Annotated in this window: 18 protein-coding genes and 1 other annotated feature; all 18 genes read left to right on the forward strand. The window is 37.6% G+C overall.

Annotation, left to right across the window (positions count from 1 at the left end; translation table 11 throughout):
* Positions 1–23: 23 nt before the first annotated feature.
* The 18 genes from PI85_RS01315 (at position 24) to PI85_RS01395 (ending at position 25378) form a co-directional block, all read left to right on the forward strand.
* Positions 24–1016 carry a DUF3196 family protein gene (locus tag PI85_RS01315; protein WP_225316175.1) on the forward strand — a complete coding sequence of 331 codons (993 nt, stop codon included), beginning with the start codon at positions 24–26 and terminating at the stop codon, positions 1014–1016.
* 120 nt (positions 1017–1136) lie between these two features.
* Positions 1137–2426, forward strand: coding sequence for a trigger factor (gene tig, locus PI85_RS01320; RefSeq protein WP_036119311.1), 1290 nt, complete (start codon positions 1137–1139; stop codon positions 2424–2426).
* A 516-nt stretch (positions 2427–2942) separates the two neighbouring features.
* On the forward strand, positions 2943–4214 hold the full coding sequence (gene clpX, locus PI85_RS01325) for an ATP-dependent protease ATP-binding subunit ClpX (RefSeq protein ID WP_008180649.1): 1272 nt from the start codon (positions 2943–2945) through the stop codon (positions 4212–4214).
* Between the two features lie 229 nt (positions 4215–4443).
* Complete coding sequence (gene lon / locus PI85_RS01330; protein WP_036119308.1) at positions 4444–6768, forward strand: endopeptidase La; 2325 nt, start codon at positions 4444–4446, stop codon at positions 6766–6768.
* A 4-nt stretch (positions 6769–6772) separates the two neighbouring features.
* On the forward strand, positions 6773–7354 hold the full coding sequence (gene yihA, locus PI85_RS01335; RefSeq protein WP_008180654.1) for a ribosome biogenesis GTP-binding protein YihA/YsxC: 582 nt from the start codon (positions 6773–6775) through the stop codon (positions 7352–7354).
* 136 nt (positions 7355–7490) lie between these two features.
* Positions 7491–7664, forward strand: a complete 174-nt coding sequence (locus tag PI85_RS23730; RefSeq protein ID WP_080709112.1) for a YjfB family protein — start codon at positions 7491–7493, stop codon at positions 7662–7664.
* 142 nt (positions 7665–7806) lie between these two features.
* A complete protein-coding gene (locus tag PI85_RS01340) occupies positions 7807–9465 on the forward strand; it encodes a DUF5666 domain-containing protein (RefSeq protein WP_036119303.1) in 1659 nt (552 codons plus the stop codon).
* Positions 9466–9656: 191 nt separating this feature from the next.
* On the forward strand, positions 9657–11105 hold the full coding sequence (locus PI85_RS01345; protein ID WP_036119301.1) for an S-layer homology domain-containing protein: 1449 nt from the start codon (positions 9657–9659) through the stop codon (positions 11103–11105).
* A gap of 18 nt (positions 11106–11123) precedes the next feature.
* Positions 11124–14045 (forward strand): VWA domain-containing protein, encoded by a 2922-nt coding sequence (locus PI85_RS01350; RefSeq protein ID WP_036119298.1) that lies wholly within the window; start codon positions 11124–11126, stop codon positions 14043–14045.
* A gap of 198 nt (positions 14046–14243) precedes the next feature.
* The gene (hemA, locus tag PI85_RS01355; RefSeq protein ID WP_008180664.1) at positions 14244–15608 is read left to right on the forward strand and encodes a glutamyl-tRNA reductase; all 1365 of its coding nucleotides are present in this window, start codon (positions 14244–14246) and stop codon (positions 15606–15608) included.
* A 174-nt stretch (positions 15609–15782) separates the two neighbouring features.
* Positions 15783–16610 (forward strand): inner membrane protein YpjD, encoded by an 828-nt coding sequence (locus PI85_RS01360; RefSeq protein ID WP_036119291.1) that lies wholly within the window; start codon positions 15783–15785, stop codon positions 16608–16610.
* An 18-nt stretch (positions 16611–16628) separates the two neighbouring features.
* Complete coding sequence (gene hemC / locus PI85_RS01365; RefSeq protein WP_036119288.1) at positions 16629–17561, forward strand: hydroxymethylbilane synthase; 933 nt, start codon at positions 16629–16631, stop codon at positions 17559–17561.
* On the forward strand, positions 17551–18312 hold the full coding sequence (locus PI85_RS01370) for a uroporphyrinogen-III synthase (RefSeq protein WP_036119285.1): 762 nt from the start codon (positions 17551–17553) through the stop codon (positions 18310–18312). The genes hemC and PI85_RS01370 overlap by 11 nt, the downstream gene beginning before the upstream one ends.
* Positions 18309–19289, forward strand: coding sequence for a porphobilinogen synthase (hemB, locus tag PI85_RS01375; protein ID WP_036119282.1), 981 nt, complete (start codon positions 18309–18311; stop codon positions 19287–19289). Before PI85_RS01370 ends, hemB begins: the two co-directional genes overlap by 4 nt.
* Positions 19290–20582, forward strand: a complete 1293-nt coding sequence (gene hemL / locus PI85_RS01380; RefSeq protein ID WP_036119279.1) for a glutamate-1-semialdehyde 2,1-aminomutase — start codon at positions 19290–19292, stop codon at positions 20580–20582.
* A 244-nt stretch (positions 20583–20826) separates the two neighbouring features.
* Positions 20827–21273: a CoxG family protein gene (locus PI85_RS01385; RefSeq protein ID WP_036119276.1), complete on the forward strand. Its 447-nt coding sequence runs from the start codon at positions 20827–20829 to the stop codon at positions 21271–21273.
* 175 nt (positions 21274–21448) lie between these two features.
* The gene (locus tag PI85_RS01390) at positions 21449–22129 is read left to right on the forward strand and encodes a hypothetical protein (RefSeq protein ID WP_036119274.1); all 681 of its coding nucleotides are present in this window, start codon (positions 21449–21451) and stop codon (positions 22127–22129) included.
* A gap of 273 nt (positions 22130–22402) precedes the next feature.
* Positions 22403–22660 (forward strand) — a binding site (T-box leader).
* 72 nt (positions 22661–22732) lie between these two features.
* The gene (locus PI85_RS01395; RefSeq protein ID WP_036119270.1) at positions 22733–25378 is read left to right on the forward strand and encodes a valine--tRNA ligase; all 2646 of its coding nucleotides are present in this window, start codon (positions 22733–22735) and stop codon (positions 25376–25378) included.
* Positions 25379–25460: the final 82 nt, after the last annotated feature.

Raw genomic sequence — 25460 nt, forward strand, 5'->3', positions numbered from 1 at the left:
AAATGAAAAATGGAACAGAGGAGGTGAGGGAATTGACAAAACGTAAGCGTCATGTTATCAAACATGACAATATTGTTGTTTTTCCAGGCGCTGTCCAAACATTAATACGTGAAGGCCATATGTTTGCTGAAAATTATCAATACGAGAAAGCTATTGCAAGTTTTGAAAAGGCCTTTATATATGAAACGGGTGATGAATTTGCCCTTAGCGCCTATGCCTTTGCTTTATACGAATTAAAGGATTATGACAAGGCAAAAGGTGTTTGTGAACAGCTTTTTACAATGGGAACAACAATGTATGTGGAAGTCATGGAATTGTATATTACAATTTGCATGCAGTTGAAGGAATATCATCAAGTAGAGACGTTGATCACGACCCTCCTAGAGGAAAGTGTACTGCCAAGTGATCAAGTGGAGAAATTTGAACGATTAAAAAGTCTTAATAGAGAAGTATCTAAAAATCTTGAAAAAAAAGAAAATGCGCAACGGTTTATAGAGGAGCAGGAGTATGAGCTTGAAAAATTTAGTGCACTAACTGCGAATGAGCAATCTATCAAATTACATCGTCTGATGGATACCAATGTAAGACAGTTAAAAACGGCATTGCAAGCAATTATTGAAAGTACGACCGTTCATCCTTTTGTCCAAAGCTTGGCTTTAATCCTATTAGTTGAACAGGAAGTTTCAATTGATATTACAGTTTCAAAATTGGGGCATTCGAAAACGATAAACCCCGCACAACTATCTTTACCTAATCAACTACCACAATATGGTGAAATAAAAAATATAGTTGAAAGTCAGTTGACACAAGACCCAACGACGTTGGAAATGGTACAATACTTAATGGCGAAACATGCCATTGTCACATTTCCCTTTGAATGGCATCCATTTGAGGCAGAAGATGTTGCCTATAGTTATATAGATTTTGTATCAACAATGCTAGGGAATGTGAAAGAAATGGACTATGAAATCGTAGACTTTTTACAAATGTTAGAAAAGCTAACAGAACTACATTAGGTATGAAAAAAGTTGAAACTATACACATCTATGTTATACTAAAATGGTTGTCAAAATCGTAGTTACGAATGAATTGTCTAACATCCTAAAACTTGATTATTTATTTGGAGGTATTTATACATGTCAGCAAAATGGGAAAAACAAGAAGGTAATATCGGTACTCTTACAATTGAAGTACCAGCTGCAGAAGTAGATGCAGCAATGGACCAAGCGTTCAAAAAAGTTGTAAAACAAATTAACGTACCAGGTTTCCGTAAAGGTAAAATGCCTCGTAAAATGTTCGAACAACGTTTCGGTATCGAATCTTTATACCAAGATGCATTAGAAATTATCGTTCCTGATTCTTATGCAAAGGCAATCGATGAAGCTGGAATTATGCCAGTTGATTACCCAGAAATCTCTGGTACAGAAAACTTTGTACATGGTCAAGATTTCTCATTCACTGCACAAGTAACAGTTAAACCAGAACCAAAACTTGGTGACTACAAAGGTCTAGAAGTAGCTAAACTTCCAGTTGAAGTAACTGATGAAGAAGTAGATGCTCAAATTCAAGACCAATTAGCTCGTAAAGCTGAACTTGAAATTAAAGAAGACGAAGCAATCGTTGAAGGCGATACAGCAGTAATCGATTTCGAAGGTTTCGTTGGTGAAGAAGCTTTTGAAGGTGGTAAAGGTGAAGACTATCCACTAGAAATCGGTTCTGGTTCTTTCATTCCTGGTTTTGAAGAGCAATTAACAGGTGTGAAAGCTGGCGAATCAAAAGATGTAGTTGTTACATTCCCAGAAGAATACCATGCGGCTGAATTAGCAGGCAAAGAAGCTACTTTCAAAGTAACAGTGAAAGAAGTTAAAACAAAAGTTCTTCCTGAATTAAATGATGAATTCGCAAAAGAATTAGATTCAGAAGTGGAAAGCGTAGAAGCTTTACGCGCTAAAATTAAAGAACAAACAGAAGCACAAAAAGTAGCAGAATCTGATGCATCTCTTCGTGATGAGCTAGTAGAAAAAGCTTCTGAAAATGCTGAGTTTGAAGTACCAGCAGGTATGATTAACTCTGAAACTGATCGTATGTTGCAAGAGTTTGGTCAACGTCTACAAACACAAGGTATGAACTTAGATCTATACTACCAATTCTCTGGCCAATCTGAAGAAGATTTACGTGGTCAAATGAAAGAAGAAGCAGAAAGCCGTGTACGTGTATCTTTAACACTAGAAGCGATTGCTGAAGCTGAAAAAATTGAAGCAACTGAAGCTGATATTGAAGCAGAATTAGAGAAAATGGCTGCTCAATTCAACATGACAAAAGAGCAAATTACAGGTGCTTTAGGTGGTACAGCAGTACTTGAAAACGACATCAAAATCCAAAAAACAGTTGAATTTTTAGTAGAAAACGCTAAAATTACTGAATAAGATTTTGTGTAATTAGATAGCTAAAAAAAACAAGGTACGGCATTAAACCGTGCCTTGTTTTATCACATCAACTAAAAATCAGTCCCCTTAAAGTTTAGTACGACTCACTTTACACTTCACTTATACATAGTATTGTTTTTATTTTACACGATGCTCATTTTACTTCATTCTGTAAGATCATAATAAAGACATTAACAATCAACATTTCTTCGAATGAAAAAAGCCTTGGTAGATGAATGTAGTAGATTTATAAATAAAAAGCTATGTAGCTGATCAAGATATCAGTAGTTGATGACAGCTTGAATCTTATGTGTCAGTAGTGAAGAACCGAGACCTTAGAAACGAAAGGTCGCGCAAATGGGTTCCTGAAAAATATGCTGCAGACGGCGAATGAAGTAAACAACATGATGTTATAATCTACTTGCATGAATGCGAAGGCATAAATGATGCAGACAATTTATTTGATAAAGGTTCAATAATCTTGTAAGATTGTTGCTTGAATAGGGGTGAAACATATTGTTCAAATTTAATGATGAAAAAGGCAATTTAAAATGCTCATTCTGTGGAAAACCACAAGAACAAGTACGTAAATTAGTAGCAGGTCCTGGTGTGTATATTTGTGATGAGTGTATTGAGCTTTGTTCAGAAATCGTTGTAGAGGAACTAGGTGTAGAAGAGGAGATCGAATTCCAAGATATCCCGAAACCAAAAGAGATTCTAACGATTTTAGATGAGTATGTAATTGGACAAGAGCGTGCTAAAAAAGCATTAGCAGTTGCGGTTTATAATCACTATAAACGCATCAATACAAACAGTAAAATTGATGATGTTGAACTGGCAAAATCGAACATTGTGTTAATCGGCCCGACTGGTAGCGGTAAAACATTATTAGCTCAAACGTTAGCACGTATATTAAATGTTCCATTCGCGATTGCGGATGCTACTTCATTAACTGAAGCAGGATATGTGGGTGAGGACGTTGAAAATATTTTATTAAAGCTAATCCAATCAGCAGATTATGATATCGAACGCGCTGAAAAAGGTATTATCTATATTGATGAAATCGATAAAGTTGCACGTAAGTCAGAAAACCCATCCATTACACGCGATGTTTCTGGCGAAGGTGTTCAGCAGGCACTTCTAAAGATTTTAGAAGGAACTGTTGCGAGTGTTCCACCACAAGGTGGCCGAAAACATCCTCATCAAGAGTTTTTACAAATCGATACAACCAATATTTTATTCATCGTTGGTGGAGCATTTGATGGCATTGAATCCATCATTAAACGTCGCCAAGGTGAAAAAATAATTGGATTTGGTTCAGATCCGAATATAGTGGACGTAGATGAAGGTTCTATCATGTCTAAGCTGATTCCTGAGGATTTACTGAAATTTGGTCTAATTCCAGAGTTCATTGGTCGATTACCAGTACTTGCTAGCCTAGAGCAATTAAATGAAGCTGCACTAGTACAAATTTTGACAGAGCCTAAAAATGCGTTAGCTAAGCAATATCAGAAAATGCTTGAACTAGACGGTGTTGAGCTTGAGTTTGATGAAGGTGCACTTGCGGAAATTGCGAAGGAAGCAATTGAGCGTAAAACAGGTGCACGTGGTCTTCGTTCAATAATTGAGTCAACGATGCTTGATGTAATGTACGAACTGCCTTCACGTGAAGACGTAAAAAAATGTATCATTACTGCAAAAACAATTACGGATAAAGAAAAACCGAAATTGCTTCTTGAAGATGGCACTGAACTCGATGAAGGTAGCGACACAAAAACTTCAGCATAGCGTATAGATTTGGCTGTCTACCGTTATGAGATAAAGAGTAATTAGCTGACTTCGATTGTGCAATGTTCGCACATATCGACAGTCAGCTTTTTATTCATTCTTACATATTGGCCAACTGACTTGTAGAAATTTTTGGCTCGTTTCAATAACTAGTGTGAATCAGTTTTTTAAACACATACTAGTAGCGCGGGAATTGAACATGAAAATTTTGACGGAGGTGAATACCCGCATGGTAACTATACAAAAAACAACAAATGTACCATTATTACCTTTACGTGGACTTTTAGTATTCCCATCGATGGTGTTACATATTGATGTGGGTAGAAATCGTTCTGTAGCAGCGCTAGAACAGGCAATGTTAGAGGACCAGATGATTTTATTGGTAACACAAAAGGAAATGCACGATGAACAGCCTGAAGAACAAGATTTATACGCGATTGGTACAATGGCTTATGTCAAACAAATGTTAAAATTACCAAATGGCACATTGCGAATTTTAGTTGAGGGAGTCGCACGTGCATCTTGGAAAAACTATCGTGCCTTAGAAAATTATACATTTGTTGATATTGACGTAAAAGAGGATTTGTTAGGTAAGGATGTAGAAACGCAAGCTTTAATGCGTACACTATTAACGTATTTTGAAAAATATGCTAAATCCTCTAATAAAATAACAGCCGAGACCATCAACACTGTAGCAGATATTGAGGAACCAGGACGATTAGCAGACATCATTGCATCACATTTACCATTTAAAATTGCAGATAAGCAAGAAGTGTTGGAAATGCTGAATGTGAAAAAACGACTAGATCACTTAATTATTCGTTTGCACGATGAACAAGAAGTACTCGATCTAGAAAAGAAGATCAATTCAAAAGTGAAGCAATCGATGGAGCGTACGCAAAAAGAATACTATTTACGTGAACAGATGAAGGCTATCCAAACCGAGCTTGGGGACCGTGAAGGAAAAACGGGTGAAGTAGCAGAGTTACGTAAATCAATTGATGCGTCAGGGATGCCTGAGTCAACAAAAGAAGTGGCACTGAAGGAATTAGATAGATATGAAAAAATTCCAGGTGCTAGTGCTGAAAGTGGCGTTATCCGAAATTACATCGATTGGCTCATTTCGTTACCTTGGACAAAAGCAACTGAGGATCGCATGAATATTGATCATGCTGAGAACATTTTGAATCGGGATCATGATGGATTAGAAAAAGTTAAAGAACGGGTTCTTGAATATTTAGCTGTCCGTCAGCTGAAAAATTCACTTCGTGGACCGATACTTTGCTTAGCGGGACCTCCAGGTGTGGGGAAAACATCTTTAGCTCGCTCTATCGCGGAAAGCTTAGACCGCAAATTTATTCGTATTTCATTAGGCGGGGTTCGTGATGAATCTGAAATTCGTGGGCACCGTCGTACGTATGTAGGAGCTATGCCAGGTCGTATTATCCAAGGGATGAAAAAGGCTGGTACCATTAATCCGGTATTTTTATTAGATGAAATTGATAAAATGTCTAATGATTTTAGAGGAGACCCTGCTGCAGCGATGCTAGAAGTTTTAGATCCTGCGCAAAACAATACATTTAGTGATCACTATATTGAGGAAACATATGATTTATCAAATGTCCTATTTATTGCGACTGCCAATGATTTGAGTAGCATCCCAGGACCATTGTTAGATCGTATGGAAGTAATTTCTATAGCAGGCTATACAGAAATTGAAAAGGCACAGATTACGAATAATCATTTAATTCCGAAGCAATTGAAAGAACATGGTTTGAAAAAGTCACAAGTTATTATTAAGGATGAAGCCGTAATTGATATTATCCGTTATTATACACGTGAGGCTGGAGTACGTGGTTTAGAACGTCAAATTGCTACGCTTTGTCGTAAAATTGCCAAGATAATTGTCTCGGGTGAGAAAAAACGGGTAACGGTTAACTCGAAATCAATCCAAGAATTGCTTGGTAAACATCGTTTCCGTTATGGACAGGCTGAAAAGGAAAATCAAGTAGGTGTTGCAACTGGTCTTGCTTACACAACAGTTGGTGGCGACACATTACAAATTGAAGTATCCTTAACACCTGGAAAAGGGAAATTGCAACTAACAGGTAAGCTGGGAGATGTCATGAAAGAATCAGCTCAAACAGCCTTATCCTATGTTCGAACAAAAATGGAGAAACTTCAAGTAGATCCAGAATATTTTGATACACATGATATTCATATTCACGTTCCAGAAGGTGCTGTCCCTAAAGACGGGCCATCTGCAGGTATTACAATGGCGACAGCTATTGTCTCTGCCATTCTAAACCGACCGATTCGCAGAGAAGTGGGGATGACAGGTGAGATCACATTACGTGGTCGGGTACTACCAATTGGTGGTTTGAAAGAAAAAACATTAAGTGCTCACCGTGCAGGATTAACAACGATTATTTGTCCAAAGGATAATGAACGCGATATAGAAGATATCCCAGACAGTGTCCGTGAGCAACTTACATTTAAACTAGTGTCATCGGCAGATGAAGTATTAGCCTATGCACTGGACGGAGGTATTTAGAAAAATGAAAGTCCATAATGTCGAAATGGTCATTAGTGCGGTAAGACCAGACCAATATCCAGAAGATGGACTGCCAGAATTTGCATTAGCTGGTCGTTCAAATGTAGGGAAATCTTCCTTCATTAATCGAATGATCGGACGTAAAGCTTTAGCGCGTATTTCGTCTAAACCTGGTAAGACACAAACCCTGAACTTTTATAAAATTGAAGAACAATTATTTTTTGTAGATGTTCCTGGCTATGGTTATGCAAAGGTTTCGAAATCAGAGCGTGAAGCGTGGGGAAAAATGATTGAGCGTTACTTTACAGGGCGTCAAGAATTAAAAGCAGTTGTACAAATTATTGATTTGCGTCATCCTCCAACAGCGGATGATCGCATGATGTATGATTTTTTAAAGCATTATAATATTCCTTGCATTGTGATTGCAACGAAGGCAGATAAAATCCCAAAAGGTAAATGGGATAAGCATAAAAAAATTGTCAAAGAGACATTGGAGATGGAAAAAAATGATCCACTTATTGTCTTTTCTTCAGAAACAGGCCTTGGTTTTGAAGAGGCTTGGCGTACTATCGAAAATAGAATGTAAAAAAAAGCATCTATTGGTTCTAATGAATTAGGACTGTAGATGCTTTTTATTTTTACTTATGAAGTATGGAGAAACTTGGAGAATATGCTTGAGAAATGAAAAATTTTGCCGATAAGGTAGATAGGAGGTGGACTGTATGGATATAGCGGCTTTATCGATGGCAATGAATCAAGCGACACTTATGCAAAACGTATCCTTGGCTGTAACAAAACAAGCGATGGATATGCAACAGCAAAACACAGAACAATTAGTTGAAATGTTAGATGCTCCACATCCGACAGCTGGACATACAATTGATGTTCAGGTCTGAGCAGGCAAGGTAGCTTTAATTTAAGCTACCTCTACTTTTAAAGTTATCGTTTGAGATAGAAATTGTAACTTTTTGAATGAGAAAAACTACCAATAATACGATATACTATTCATGACTAAAATTTAGCAAGGAGGCAGAATTTTTGAAAAAGATATCATACATACTATCGATTATGTTACTGATGGTTCTAGTTTTTTCCTTTAACCAAACAGCTAAGGCTGCCCAATTAGTAACTGGTACCTTTGTTGATGTAACATATTCAGAATATACCAAGCCAGATGGCACGATAGAAAAGCAGTTGAGTAAAGTGACATTGCAAAATGATCGCGGCCGTTCTGTAACCTACAATATTAATAAGAACACTCGCTTATTTATTAATAATACGTCCACAACTATAGAAGGTTTTAAAATGGGCATGGAAGTGGAAGCTGACATTTCTTTAAGAAGTGTTGTGGAACTACGAGGTAAATCTAATTTACCAACAGAAACAAATGTTCAATCAACTGGTGGCAACAGTACCACAATTGCTGGTGTCGTAACAAGTATTGATCCTAATGGATTATTTATTATGGTTAAGCCAGATATTGGTGCAGAGACTACTTACTATATTAATAAAGAAACTGTTTATCAAAAAAGCTCATCTGCAACGGATATCAGTGCACTATATGTTGGAGATCGAATTAAATTGAGCTTGAAAAATAAAAATACTTCTATTGTTACAAAAATAGCAATAAGTGAAACGGGTACTCTTGTAGAAAACCTATATAAAGGGGAAATACAAGCAGTTAATCCTAATGCCAATAAATTAACTGTCAAAAACCAGCATGCTTTTGTTAACTGGCAATTTGGCTCTCAAATAACTGCAGACCTTTCAACAATGCCTTTCACTTCCAAGGTACCGATATATGTGGGAAATACTAAGGTAGAGAAAGGTCAATTGAAAAATTATATTGGTAGCGAAGCTTATTACGCGACTGTAAAACAATTTGGGAAAGAAGTTATTGAGAAAATTGTAGTATTGAAAAACAATGAACGAACTTATTATGAACCAATGCTATCTGTTGACACAGATTACAAACTGTTAAAACTTAAAACAGCAGGCTCAATGTATTTCCATAATGGAACTATTTTAATTCGTAATGGGCGTTTAATTGAACCGACGGGGCTTATGGCTTATGGTACAGCATTTGTAATTACGGATGGTGCTGCTCGTGATCACTATGCACAGGTAGTGCAAGTGACGAGTGATAGCTTTATGTCTCCAAACTTAGCTGGTCATGAACTATATTATGGAAGATTATCTCAAGCTGATGGCTACCTTATTGAAATTGACGATGCTATGAAAATAGAATCCAATGTTTTCAAAAAAACAGATCGTACAGTTCTGTCGGTTAGTAATTCAACAAAGGCAAAGGTAGATGACGGAAGTAGAACATATAATGTCATGCCTGATATTGAACTTTATTTATCTGAAGGGGATTATGGTTACTTCTATGTGAAGGATGGTCATGTACAGGCCCTTCATATGTTAGATAATGCCAAACCTGTTGCACCATTAATGCTTACAGGGAAGTTACAATCTGTGAAATCTACGTATCCTGCTGTTATAAATGTCAAGAGTGTTAGTCAATGGCAAAATGGCCGTTGGTATGAAGCAGGTGAGATGATTAATATGAATATTGATCAAGCGACACTGATAAAAGCAGGTAAAGTGATTCAGGCATCTGATTTACAGCCATCGGATCGTTTAGTTGTATTATCGGATCGATTTGTAAAGGGACATTTTATTTTAGTAGATTAATGTCAATAACAAACTAAAATCTGCGAGTCTAATGCGAATAGTATTAGCAAAAAGGCGATGAAAGGAATCTTCGCTTAGGCTTATGGGCTAAATTGTCAATACTTTCGAAAGATAAGCAGATTTTTGTTTTAGAAATTTTTAAAGCTAGCATCATGATTCACTTTATGTACAGTGAAAGAGAGGATAAGCGCATGCAAAAAAATTGGTCAAAATTAGTGTTAGTCATTCTGGCTATTTTTGTAATTAATTCGATTACACCATTCCATGCATCAGCTGCTTCATTAGAAACAACAGGTGCCGTGAAAAATGAATATACATATGAGGAAGCGGTATTTCTTTCAGGAGCACCCGTCATTTTCAAAGGAACTAGTAAAGATATTAAAATTACACAAAAAGAATCAAAGGGCAAACTAACTGAAACGTATAGTATGAAGTTAACTGGCAACAATGGCGCAACATTAACAAGAAACATTGCCTATGAGTCAGATGTTGTGGATTATGCAAGTATTGGTCAAAAAACTTCTAATGGAGAGGTTAAGAAATATACTGAAAAAATTACAATCGGATCGATTACTTATTCTTTAGTCGATTATCAATTTTCCCAAGGAACTGTTACAGATAATCGGGCAGCTTCTGATTATTACTCGGGAAATGTAATTTCAAGAAAGACCTATGCCTATGAAACTGGCAAAGGGAAAAATGCGGTTCAAAACACCATAACGATTGAAACTGATAGCAGACATGCAGGCTATGAAAACTTTTGGGGAGCAACTGAAACACAAATCACAGAGTCTGTTTATTCATTCAGTGATGGTAAAACAAGCCATGTAAAAAATCGCGTATCTACTAGTAAATCACGTATCCTGAATTACGAGGAGAACCTAGGTACTTTAGGCAGCTTCGAAGGTGGCTATGCCGTTGTCAGTGAAAAGGACGTTATATCGGAGTACACTTATAATTTAGCTTCTGGACAAAAAGGTACACTGGATTTAGATACAGAATATATGCCTACTATTGAACGTCTTATTATTCCTAAATTTCGGGACTTAACAAATCATTATGCGAAAGAAGCAATTGAGAAACTGTATTCTCTAGGTATTTATTCAGATTCAAGTAATTTCTTCTCTCCTAAAACGCCAATGAAACGCATTGATTTTACTACAGCCATTGGTAAAGCGGTGGACCTACGCGTGTTTGAAGAAAAGAAATCAAGAAAAGCTCCTACTACAAGTGTCTTTAAGGATTTAAAACGATCTACTAAAGACTATTTCTATATTGAATCAGCTTTAAATAAAGGGATCATTAAAGGGGTTTCAGCGGATTACTTCATGCCTGATGGTGCCATCACAAGAGCACAGGCGGCAACTATCTTTGTTCGTGCTTTAGGCCTGGAAAATAGAGCGCCTAATCCTGGCTTTTTAACGAAATTTACGGATGACAACCAAATTCCAAACTATGCAAGAGATGGTATCTATATTGCCAATGAGCTTGGATTGATGATTGGCGATTCTGCTGGACGTTTCAATCCAAATAAACCACTCTCTCGAGCAGAAGCTTCCGTTGTCCTAGAACGTTTCTTGAAATATTTAGAAGATGACTTGAAACAAAATTATCGTGATGACATATTGTTCTTTAACTAAAGAAAGGACTGAACAACCATGACATATGTAAAAAAAGCATTGCTTACTATGCTGAGCTTCATGCTTCTTTTGATGACAGCAACACCTGTTGTTACGCAAGCAGCTACAACAATTAGAGATGTTCCGACGAATAGTAATAATTACAAAGCCATTTCTTGGGCGGTTGACAATGAATTGATGACTTTGAACAATGCCAATAACTTTTTACCGAATGAGCAAGTGACAGATCGAGAGCTTGTCCTCATGTTTGCGAAGCTAGACCGTAACTATCCATTATCTTATACGGATAGTGTAGCTTATAACTTTTATAGTGATTTTTATTTACCGTTTAATGGAACACATGTAAATGCCAATCGATCAAAAGCGATTACTCGTGGTCAATTTGCACAAATTTATGCCGCTTTTAAAGGATTGGATTTAGATGAACCACAAGCTGTTCAATATTTATATTCAAACAATTTATCGACAAGTAGTTCAGGCAAAAAGACATTTGCAAGCTTTAATCCATCAACAAAATTAACACGTGGTGATGTCGCGACATTCTTATACAGAGCAGTCCAAAATGGTAACTTTGCCGTACAAGGATTAACGCGAAGTGCAGCTGGTCGTGATAATGATAGTATTACATTACCTCCAGGATTCATGGGCTCCAATAGTGCGGATTTTGAAGAGCCAAAGGATAACTCCAATGATTTTACTGGACCTGATTATGTAAATAATGCACTGCAAAGCATTGTAGTGGAAAAACCTGATTTAATTGCGAATGAAGTGGATTCAACACTTGTGACTGTATCTTTAAAGGCTTGTAATGGAGACCCAATTGCGGATGATAAATCTTATACATTCCGTGTAACGTCAACTTACGGTACGATTATCGATACTTCCGGCGAAGCGGTTAGAACCGTCCAATCTGATGGTTCGACTGTATCAGCTATTGTTGTAGCGCCAAAATTAACAAAATCTGCTCGTGATACGATTTCCTTTGAATTGGTTAATAACACAGATCCAGCAATGAAGTGTCTTGTGGGGCAAAAATTAAAAGCAGAGGTGCGTTATTCACCACAACCTGAATTGCGTATTGATTACCAAGTCTATGATCCTACTAATACAGATGATGATAATGGTAATGTGACACCACCATATATCCCATATGAGAAATTGCCAGAGTTCTTCACACAAAATATAATTGATGTGTATTCACCAATTCCATTAAAGTATGATGGGGATAAAAAGCTATTTAGTATTGGGCAGCAAACTAATGTAACAGACGCTTTGGGTAATGTTCAAAATGTTTATTTACGTTACGGAGGTTCAGATCCTAGATATCCAGCACTAGGGTATGAAAATGCTATTTTACAATTTGAAAACTACAATATTTCTGTTTACCTTTTTGAGGAACTGTTAAATCGCCGTTTAGATAATTCAGTCACATCGCCAGCTAAAACAGAAATTATGTATATGATTTCTGAAGATGGACGTCCGATTTATCGTGTTCAAGGGATTGATGATGAAATCGCCTCTCAGGTAGAAAACATTAATCCAGTTGGAGCTATCATCCAGCTTATGAACCATATGCCGGAAGAAAAAAAATTAACACTTGAACATTATGATAGTGTCATGAAAATTTATTCTATTTTTACCAACTTAAGTAACTATGATCGTACGGTGTTATTAAAATATCAAGGCGGGAAGCTACTTGGACAAGTAGAGGCTTATAAAAAACGAGTAGAGGCATTGAAAGAAAGTGCTGATGCTGCCTCTAGACCATCAGGCAAGGATCGCTATACAAAAGTCATGGTGACGTTAGTTCGTCCTGGTGGAGAACCAGTTACGGATTATCAAGGAACAGTCAAAATCAAGTATGATGGAGTGGAAAAAACAGCTTCGTTTATTACGAATACTTCAGATCCATTAAACAATACAGGTAGTCCAGGTACAGCTGTTGCATACTTTGACTCTATCATCTATGGCAAATCTAAAGTAGAAGCAACCCTTGTCAATCCAATAGACCCTCGTTATGCAACAATTTTGAAGGGGTTAAAAGATAAAACAGTAACCAAAGATATTTTTACTAATCCGTACTTCAGTAAAAATTCATGCTCATTAGCAACAGAAATTGCTTATGTAGTGGATTATTCTTCTTCTATGAAAGCTGTTGATCCAACTAATTATCGTGGCAAGAAAATGATTGAATTTATCAATCAATTGAAGGCGAAAAATAACATCGTCATCGAAACAAACACAAAGGCAACAATTCTTGGTGAGGGTACAACAGATGCTGTATTGAAGAAAGACCTTTATAAAGCATCTAAAGAGAAAGGTGCTACGGATATTTTTGCAGGTATTGATATTGCATTGACGAAATTCTCAAACGATACAAAAACGGCTAAAGCTATTGTAGTTGTATCTGATGGGAAAACAAGTAAATCAAAAATGACAAAAGTGATCAATGAAGCGAAAAAGCAAGGTGTGAAAATATATACAGTAAGTATGGGCAAGAAATCACAAATAAATGATGCTACTTTAATGCAATTGTCTACAGAAACTGGCGGAGCTTATTATCACGCGCTTGATAATTTACAATTGCATCAGGTGTTCCAAAAGTTGATTGATGCGATTTTATGTAAAACTCCGGCATCAAGCTGTATCAACCCGGATGATTTATTTGAGGATGCAAATGTATCATTGCGAAAAGGCTATCTTACAATGAGCGCTCGTATTGATGGTAATTGTCCAAACGTTGCGAAGATTAATGTACGTTATAAATCGATTAGTGGTGATGTACAATTCGAGTTGCTAAAACGTAGTGACCATGTGTTTATGTTAACGAAAACAGTACAAACTATGCAGGACTTTAAAGTTAATAATGAAATTGACTTGATCGCATATGATAAAGATGGAAATATTATTTCAATGAAAACTATTTCTATAACAAATTAATGATGAAAACTGCCTCCTTTATGCGGGGCAGTTTTTTAATTTGAAACAAAACGTATAATTTGTTACACTTAGTTTATAATAATTCTAATGTAGATGACGAAATGCAGTTCTTCATGACATGTTCACAAATTATAGATGAACTATTGTCGAACTGTGCTATAATAAAATTTGTGAATTAGAACGTGTGAGGTGTTATTCATGCATACCATCGTAGTAGGCTTGAATTATAAAACAGCGCCTGTTGAAATAAGAGAGAAGTTATCATTCATTGAGAGTGAACTACCTCAGGCAATGGAAGCGCTGCAAAAGCAGAAAAGTATTTTAGAAAACGTTATTGTTTCGACATGTAACCGTACAGAAATTTATGCTGTTGTGGATCAATTGCATACTGGACGTCATTTTGTGAAACAATTTTTAGCTGATTGGTTTGACTTGCCTGTGGAGACATTTTCTTCGTATTTAACAATTCGTGAAGAAGATGAGGCAGTTGAACATTTATTTAAAGTGACAGCTGGGATCGATTCAATGGTTCTAGGTGAAACGCAAATTTTAGGGCAAGTAAAAAAAAGCTTTTTAAGTGGACAAGAGATTGGCACGACAGGAACGGTTTACAATCAACTATTTAAACAAGCGGTAACATTTGCAAAGCGAGCACATAATGAAACAGCTATCGGCGAGAATGCGGTATCAGTTTCTTATGCAGCAGTAGAATTAGCAAAGAAAATTTTTGGCTCTTTACAACGCAAGCATGTAGCTATTCTAGGTGCAGGGAAAATGGGGGAGCTTGCGATTGAAAACCTCTACGGCAGTGGAGTAGGAAAAGTAACAGTAATTAACCGTACGTTTGAAAAAGCGGAAAGTCTAGCTGCAAAATTCCATGGTCAAGCTAAATCAATGAAGGAATTACAGTGCTCCTTATTAGAAGCAGATATTTTAATTACATCGACTGGTGCAACTGATTATGTCATTGATTATGAGCTCATGCAATTCGTGGAACGTTTACGAAAAGGGAAACCATTATTTATGGTAGATATCGCTGTTCCTCGTGATATCGATCCACGTGTTGGTGATTTACCAAATGTTTTCTTATATGATATTGATGATTTACAAGGTATTGTCGAAGCCAATTTAGCGGAGCGTGAACGTGCTGCTGCTGATATTACGGATATGATTGGGCATGAAGTGCTCCAATTTAAAGATTGGGTGTCTACGCTTGGTGTCGTACCTGTGATTTCTGCATTACGGAAAAAAGCAAATCGTATTCAAGAAGAGACCATGACTAGTATCGAGAATAAAATGCCAGATTTAACGGAACGTGAACGTAAAATTTTAAGTAAACATACAAAATCAATTATTAATCAATTGTTAAAAGAGCCAATCTTACAAGCGAAAGAAATGGCTAATTCACCAAAAGCAAATGAACAGTTACGTTTATTCCAACAAATTTTTGGTATAGAAGAAGCTGTGGAAGCTGAAGTTCAAGAGATGACGAAGCAAGAGCTTGAGCGTAAAGAACGCGCACAGGCAACTCAAACTTCTGCTGAACCAAAGTATTCTTTCTAAATAATCTAATGCGTTTTGTACACTGAAGTTGTACGAAGTGGTGTTGCGCTATTGGATTCTCTACTGATATTACATGAGGCGTTTTCGTATCTGTATGGTAAACTTAGGATACGAAAACGTTTTTTGTTTTCTTATTTATAGCTTTACAATTTCACTACAAAGAAGGGATGTCTATTGGCTGATTTGACCATGACAAGGCTATATGAGGTGATGATCGTCTTGTATGCGATCAGTCTAGTTTTTTACTTTACTGATTATTTTTATAAGCAAGTACGAGCAAGGCGCATTGCTTTCTGGCTTGTTTCATTTGTATGGATGATTCAAAGTGCCATTATTATTTTAACGTTTGTGGAAACGAAACGCTTTCCGATCTTATCATTGTCAGAGGGAATTCTCTTTTACTCCTGGTTACTTGTGACGTTATCCATTATCCTGCATTGCATTGCAAGAGTAGACTTACCGGTATTTATTATAAATATATTAGGATTTTTGTTTGCTAGTATATTTACATTTATGCCTAAACGTCCTACGGGAACTGTCGGAGATACATTAATTTCGGAAATGCTTTTTATTCATATATCATTTGCGATATTGTCATATGCAGCATTCACATTAACATTTGTGTTTGCCATTTTATATCTTGTTTTATATCGATTGCTGAAGAAGAAAAAGTGGTCGCATCTTTGGACAAGACTGCCATCTTTACAGCAAACGAGCAACTGGATGAATGTATCATTCTTTATTGGAATCCCGATGTTATTTATAAGTTTAATATTAGGGTTTGAATGGGCATTATTAACATTAGAGAGTCTTTCGATTTTCGATGCGAAGATCATAGGATCCTTCATTATTTTAATTTTGTATTGCTTTATCTTATATGTGAATCGCAAAAGCAAGCTGATAGGTACAACTTATGCATGGGTACATATTTATGCCTATTTATTAGTTGTTGTGAACTTCTTCTTAGGAAGTAGTTTATCGCGATTCCATTTATGGTATTAGAGGAAAGGTTGGAGACTGTTGAGAAAAATTATTGTAGGTTCTAGGAGAAGTAAGCTAGCACTAACGCAAACAAATTGGTTCATTAATGAATTAAAGGCTGCTGGTGCTCCATTTGAATTTGAAGTAAAAGAAATCGTGACAAAAGGTGATCAAATTTTAGATGTACAGCTTTCAAAGGTAGGGGGAAAAGGATTGTTCGTTAAAGAAATTGAACAAGCCCTTTACGATAAAGAGATTGATTTTGCTGTCCATTCTATGAAAGATATGCCTGCTGTATTGCCGGAAGGTTTAGTAATTGGCTGTATTCCTCCACGTGAAGATGCACGTGACGCATTTATTTCGAAGGGACATGTTAAATTTGCTGATCTTCCTGCAGGAGCTGTCGTCGGGACAAGTTCTTTACGACGTAGTGCACAGCTACTAACAGTACGTCCGGATCTTGAAATTAAATGGATTAGAGGAAACGTTGATACACGTTTAGCTAAGCTTGAAACCGAAGAATATGACGCGATTATTTTAGCAGCAGCCGGTTTAAAACGACTTGGTTGGAGTGAAGATGTTGTCACTGAATTTTTATCAGTGGAAGATTGTTTGCCAGCCGTAGCACAAGGTTCTCTTGGTATTGAATGCCGTGGAGATGATACCGAGCTATTAGCCGAGTTAGCTAAATTAACAGACCAATTAACATGGCAAGAGGCACATGCAGAACGAGCATTCTTGTCGGCTATGGATGGCGGGTGCCAAGTACCAATCGCTGGCTATGCCACATCAAATGGGGATGAAATTACTTTAACAGGCCTTGTTGCTGCACCTGATGCATCAGTTGTATATAAAGAAACAGTAGTTGGTTCAGACGCAAAAAAAATAGGGGAAGAGCTGGCTACTATTTTAACGAAACAAGGAGCTTTCGATTTAATTCAACGTGTGAAGGCAGAGCAAGATGCAAAATGATTTACCTTTAAGAGGTAAAACGGTACTTTTAACAGGTACATCTAAAACAACAGCTATTGTAGATGATATTGCAGCTTTAGGTGGCCATGCAGTAATTGCCCCATTAATTGAAACATGCGAACGTATGGACAACGATGATGCAAAACTGTTGAATAGTGCGCTTCAATTTGACTGGGTTATCTTTACGAGTCAAAATGCTGTAGATGCCTTTGCTAATAAGATGGAGCGGCATCAATTAAGTGCCAAAAATTTTCAAGCGAAAATTGCTTCCATTGGGACAAAAACAACTACAGCGTTAGAAAATCTAGGATTTCAAGTGAGCTTTATGCCTTCCATATTTAGTGCTGATGTTTTCGTCAAGGAATTTCCAAGTATAGCTGGCGACCATCCGAGTTGTCTGTTTATTCGTGGAGAAAAGGCGAAAAGTACGTTGAAGGATGGACTGCCCTTTAATTTGAAAGAATGGACAGTTTATGAAACGGTAGAACGACATGATCAAACATCAGCTATTATTAATTGCATTCATCGCAATGAGGACGTCACAGTGATTTTTGCTAGTCCTTCAGCTGTTGATGTATATGCAAAAAGTGTAGCAGTACATGTTGGATGGCAAGCAACTAGGGTTGCAGCCATCGGCCATATTACGGAAGCAGCTCTTGAACAATACGGTGCAACTGTGGATATTATGCCAAGTGTATATACAATGCAAGCAGTCATCGAAGAATTAATGAAAGTAGGGGACAAATCATGACAAAACTACAATTTCAAAGACATCGTCGTTTGCGTGCCAATGCAACGATGCGATCAATGGTAAAAGAAACATACTTACATAAAGAGGACCTGATTTATCCTATTTTTGTAATAGAGGGCGAAAATATTAAAAATGAAGTACCATCTATGCCTGGTGTTTTTCAATTTTCATTAGATAAGCTAGAAGCAGAAATTGATGAGGTTGTTGCATTAGGAATCCCAGCTGTAATATTATTTGGTTTACCGGCTGAAAAAGATGCTGTTGGAACTGGTGCATTCCATGATCATGGTATTGTCCAAGAGGCGACTCGCTTAATTAAAACGCGTCACCCTGAGCTTTTAGTCATTGCGGATACATGCTTATGTGAGTTTACGGATCATGGTCATTGTGGCTTAATTGAAGGCGATCAAATTTTAAATGACCCTTCATTAGATGTTTTAGCTCGTACAGCAGTATCACAAGCAAAGGCAGGCGCAGATATAATTGCTCCATCTAATATGATGGATGGTTTTGTTGCAGCCATTCGAGCTGGTCTTGATGAAGCAGGCTTTGAGCATATTCCAATCATGTCATATGCTGTGAAATATGCGTCAAGTTACTATGGCCCATTCCGTGACGCGGCAGATGGTGCTCCACAATTTGGTGATCGTAAATCCTATCAAATGGACCCATCAAACCGTTTAGAGGCATTCCGTGAGGCAGAATCTGATATCGAAGAGGGAGCGGATTTCTTAATTGTTAAGCCAGCCCTAAGTTATTTAGATATTATTCGAGATATGAAAAATAATTATCCATTACCACTTGTTGCGTATAATGTCTCAGGTGAGTATGCGATGATTAAAGCAGCTGCTATTAATGGGTGGATTGAAGAGAAAAAAGTTGTGCTTGAAACATTATTAGGCATGAAACGTGCAGGTTCTGATTTAATTATTACGTATCATGCAAAAGATGTTGCACGTTGGTTGGAGGAGAAATAAATGACACGTTCTTACGAAAAATCAAAGCAAGCCTATGCTGAAGCTGTTCAGTTAATGCCAGGTGGTGTCAATAGCCCCGTTCGTGCATTCAAATCAGTAAATATGGACCCAATTTTCATGGAATCAGGCCATGGGGCTATCATTAAAGATATTGATGGTAATGAATATATAGATTATGTATTATCTTGGGGCCCACTCATTTTAGGGCATACACATCCAGAGGTTGTCAAAGCGATTGCTGAAACTGCAGCAAAAGGCTCTTCCTTTGGTGCACCAAGCTATACAGAAAATCGTTTAGCTCAATTAGTGTTAGATCGTCTTCCAGGCATGGAAATGATTCGCTTCGTTTCTTCGGGGACAGAAGCTACTATGTCTGCATTACGTGTAGCACGCGGTGTTACAGGTCGTGATAAGATTTTAAAATTTGAAGGCTCTTATCATGGCCATGGTGATTCATTATTAATTAAAGCAGGATCTGGAGTTGCTACATTGGGTCTTCCTGATAGCCCTGGCGTACCTGCTGATATCGCTCGTAATACGTTAACTGTAGCCTATAATGATTTAGAAGGCGCTAAAGCTGTTTTTGAAAAATTTGGTGCAGAGTTAGCAGCAGTTATTGTAGAGCCAGTTGCAGGGAACATGGGTGTTGTACCTCCACAATCAGGTTTCTTAGAAGGCTTACGCGAATTAACAACTACACATGGTGCGTTATTAATCTTTGATGAGGTTATGACGGGCTTCCGTGTTGATTTTGGTTGTGCACAAGGTTATTTCGGAGTTACACCTGATATTACGACGCTAGGGAAAGTAATTGGCGGAGGCCTTCCAGTGGGTGCGTTTGCTGGTACTAAAAAAATTATGGAGCAAGTAGCACCAGCTGGACCGATTTATCAAGCTGGTACACTTTCAGGGAATCCATTAGCTATGACAGCGGGCTATGAAACGCTATCACGTTTAGATCACAGTACTTATGAATACTTTAAACAACTAGGCGATCAGCTAGAGGCTGGTTTCCGTGAAGCGGCGACGAAGTACAATATTCCTCACACTGTTAATCGTGCAGGTTCTATGATTGGCTTCTTCTTTACGAATGAAGAGGTCATTGATTTTGCAACTGCTAAATCATCGGATTTAGCCTTATTTGCTGAATACTTCCGTCTGATGGCTGAGGAAGGAATTTTCCTACCACCGTCTCAGTTTGAAGGGTTATTTATCTCTACTGCACATACAGAGGAGCATATCGCAAAAACGGTGGATGCCTTCCATAAAGTATTTGCACAATTAGCTAAGTAAAATTGATAGGGCATGCTAGAAAAAAATCTAGCATGCCCTTTTGTATACATAAGTTAGAAGTCATTGTAGTACTTGAGCAATAAAAGAACAAAAGAGAAAAGATAGCATATATTAACTACCAAGGACAATCATCTATACTGGATGAAGGACCTGCTTTTGTCAAAATTATATCTTTCAGCATAGCCAAAATGTGGACGATATCGTTTATAATATAGCTATTCATAAAAGAAAGTAGTGAATTGATATGGCAACAGGCACACATACGGTCGAAGTACCCGTAGGAATTGAACATGTATGGGATTTCGTCAGTGATATGGAGAAATGGGCAAAGCTTGTCCCAGGTTATAACGCACATGAAATGATTGATGACAAACATTCAACATGGACTTTTAAAGGAAATGTGGGAGTTCTGAAAAAAACAGTTGAAGTAGAAATTATTATTTTAGAGTGGGTATCCCCATCCAAAGTGACATTTGAACTTAAAGGCCTTTCGGATAATTTCACAGGAAATGGCTATTTCCTGGCAGAAAGCATCGATGCTGAAAACACAAAAATGACAGGCTTCTTAGAGGTTATTGCTGGTGGATTAGCTGGTCCTGTTTTAAATCCAATTTTCAAACCGATTGTACCAAAGGCAACGCAAATGTTAACAGATCGTGTAGCAAATAAAATCAAATTAGTACATGTTTAATGGATGTAAGTACATTCATAAAAATGGCATGCTAGAAGTAATGTTCTAGCATGCCATTTTTATATGAATTTCCTCTTTTTTCATACAGTTGAATAGGAAGCTTTCTAGCATACTATCCCCTCATAAGTCATATGATGCAAAGGGAGGGATTATTATCGAACACAAAACTTGGAATATGAGTGAAACATTTTGTTTTCCTGGGTACGGCTGCCCAACAGAAATAGCAGCTGTGCAAATTAAGCCACAGTGGCAGGCAATGCAGTTAGAGGATTCACTACGACTAGTAGGCATCTATCATATCACCGCACATGTACGCTTCGATTTTCAAAATATGCAAGCTTTTACAGGCGAGGAAGATTTAATTTCAATTGATGCCCTAGATGTCCAAGGAGATACAGGTTATTTTGAGTATGCCGTGCCATTACATGTCGATCTACCAAAGGAATCAAACCTTAAGGATATTATGGTCAAAGATATTCGCCCAAGCTTGACGAATCAGAAATGTCAGCTTGAATGGACAGTCACAAGCATCTTTAACGAATACGAGCCAGTTGTTGAAAATGACCATGTATTAGAAAATCAGTCCTTTACTGCCAGTGCCTATGAACATGAAGAGGTACTTACTGTGCCAGAGGAAAGTATGCAAGTGAAAAAACAAACTACCGCAGTAGTAGCAGCTTCACACCAAGTGAAGACTCCAACAGTTGACCAAAAAACAATTTTGAGAGAATCCTCAAGTCATATTGTTGTACGTGAGTCCAGCTCTTGGCATGAAGTGCCTTCGATGATTTGGGATCTAACTGAAGAATATACACCGCTTAAAGTTCGTGTATCAAATGATGTCTTTCAAAAGTAAATAGCTGAGAAGTAGCAAGAGTAATAAGAAAACTAAATCACCGGATGTTGGAACAATAATGACACGGATAAATTGAAAACAACAAATCGGCACGATAATCGTTCTACAGTAAAAACGAACTTGCCTTATCCAAGGTGGTAAAAGCCAGGGGTTATACTTGCGTCGACGCATTTGATTATTCACTTCCTTTTCTATTTACTTTACTCTTATTAAAAGATGACTAAATCACTTGAAAAATTACACGTTTCTGCGGTACAATAAGGAAAATCAAATACAGATGCTATGATAGGGAAGAGTAAATTATGTTTACATTTTCAGAGAGGAAACGGTAGCTGAGAAGTTTCTATTTGTACTTAATTGAAGGTAGCCCTTGAGCAGCTTTAGTGAACTAACAGTAGTTAAAGCCGGTTAAACACCGTTACCGAATTAAGAGCCAGTAGGTAAGGCTAAGAAATGTATTCGATGATCATTTCCTTAACCGCTGCTGGAATTAAAGGTGGTACCGCGAACTAAAACTCCTTCGTCCTTTTAGACGAGAGGAGTTTTTTTATTTGGTAAAGTGATTGCTTTATCAATAGTCTTCAAACATTAGGAGGAGTCAATATGACAGAAAACATTTCAATGCCAACTAAATATGACCCACAGTCCATTGAAGCCGGTCGCTACGAATGGTGGTTGCAAGGGAAATTTTTTGAGGCACAGCCAGAAAGCGGGAAAGAACCCTATTCAATCGTTATTCCACCACCGAACGTAACAGGTAAATTACACCTTGGTCATGCATGGGATACAACTTTACAAGATATCCTTATCCGTATGAAACGTATGCAAGGATATGATGCACTTTGGTTACCAGGTATGGACCATGCAGGTATTGCTACACAGGCAAAAGTAGAAGCAAAGCTACGTGAGGATAATATTACACGTTATGATTTAGGACGTGAAAAATTCCTCGAGAAAACATGGGAATGGAAAGAAGAATATGCTGGGCATATCCGTGATCAATGGGCAAAGCTTGGCCTTGGATTAGACTACACACGTGAGCGTTTCACACTTGATAAAGGTCTTTCGGAGGCAGTTAATACAGTTTTTGTTCAATTATATGAAAAAGGCCTAATCTATCGTGGTGAACGCATTATTAACTGGGATCCAGCTGCTAAAACAGCATTGTCTGATATCGAGGTTATTTACCAAGATGTGCAGGGTGCCTTCTATCATATGAAATATCCTTTAGCTGATGGCTCAGGATATGTAGAAGTTGCGACAACACGTCCTGAAACGATGCTTGGTGACTCTGGAGTAGCTGTTCACCCGGAAGATGAACGTTATCAGCATTTAATTGGTAAAACGGTTATTTTACCGATTGTAGGTCGCGAAATTCCGATTGTAGCAGATGACTATGTTGATATGGAATTTGGAACAGGGGTTGTAAAAATGACACCTGCCCATGATCCAAATGACTTTGAAGTTGGTAATCGTCACAATCTTGAGCGTATCCTCGTGATGAATGAAGATGGTACAATGAACGAACTTGCTGGCAAATACAACGGTATGGATCGTTTTGAATGTCGTAAGCAAATTGTTGCTGATCTACAAGAAGCAGGTGTATTAATACGCATTGAAGAACATATGCATTCAGTAGGGCATTCTGAACGTTCGGGTGCTGTTGTAGAGCCATATCTTTCAGCACAATGGTTCGTTAAAATGCAACCACTTGCAGATTCTTCATTAGAGCTTCAAAAAGACCAAGAAGGTAAAGTGAACTTTGTTCCAGCTCGTTTTGAAAATACTTATTCTCGCTGGATGGAGAATATTCGTGATTGGTGTATTTCTCGCCAATTATGGTGGGGCCATCAAATCCCGGCTTGGTACCATAATGAAACAGGTGAAATTTACGTAGGAAAAGAAGCACCGGCTGATGCAGACAATTGGACACAAGATGAGGATGTATTAGATACATGGTTCTCTTCAGCACTATGGCCATTTTCTACAATGGGCTGGCCAGACGAGGCAAATGAAGAATATAAACGTTACTACCCAACTAATACGCTCGTAACAGGCTATGATATTATTTTCTTCTGGGTATCTCGAATGATTTTCCAAGGTCTTGAATTTACAGAACAACGTCCATTCAAAGATGTATTAATTCATGGTTTAGTTCGTGATGGTGAAGGGCGTAAAATGAGTAAGTCACTTGGCAATGGTGTAGATCCAATGGATGTTATTGAGCAATACGGTGCAGACTCATTACGCTACTTCTTAGCAACAGGTTCATCACCTGGTCAAGATTTACGTTATACTACTGAGAAGGTAGAGGCTGTATGGAATTTCTCTAATAAGATTTGGAATGCATCCCGTTTTGCCCTTATGAATATGGATGGAATGACATATGATGAAATCGACTTAACAGGTGAAAAATCGGTTGCTGACAAATGGATTTTAACTCGCTTAAATGAGACGATTGAACGTGTAACATCTTTGGCAGAGCGCTATGAATTTGGTGAAGTTGGCCGCGAACTTTATAATTTCATTTGGGATGATTTCTGTTCTTGGTATATTGAAATGGCAAAATTACCATTATACGGTGAGGATGAAACAGCTAAAAAGACAACTCGTTCTATTTTAGCGTACGTACTCGATCAAACGATGCGTCTATTGCATCCATTTATGCCATTCATTACAGAGGAAATCTGGCAACACTTACCGCATGATGGTGAATCGATTACAGTGGCTGCATGGCCAACAGTACGCACGGATCTTCATTTTGCTGATGAAGCAGATAATATGAAGCTCCTAATGGATATTATACGTTCAGTACGTAATATTCGTGCGGAAGTAAACACGCCAATGAGCAAAAAAGTACCGTTATTTATCTCTGCGAAAGATGCTGCAACAGTGGCAGTACTTGAAGCGAATAAAGCCTATTTAGAGAAATTCTGTAACCCAGATACGTTAACAATTGGTGAAGGCTTAGAGGCACCAGGGCAATCGATGACAGCGGTTATTACAGGTGCACAAGTCTTCCTACCGCTTGTTGGGCTTATTAACTTAGAGGAAGAAATCGCTCGTCTTGAAAAAGAGTTAGAGAAATGGGCAAAAGAAGTGAAGTTAGTGACAGGTAAGCTTTCAAATGAAAAGTTCGTATCGAAAGCACCTGAGGCATTAGTAAATGTAGAACGTGAAAAATTAGCGGATTATGAAAGTAAGCACGCGGTTGTATTAAAACGTTTAGAGGAATTAAAAAATATGTAATAGTAGAGCAATGGATGACGCTAAAGTCATCCATTTCTTTTTTATATAGAGCAAAAGTTATGTATTGAAATGGGTAAATATA

This window comes from Lysinibacillus sp. A1 (genome assembly GCF_000801965.1).
Lineage (GTDB): Bacteria > Bacillota > Bacilli > Bacillales_A > Planococcaceae > Lysinibacillus > Lysinibacillus fusiformis.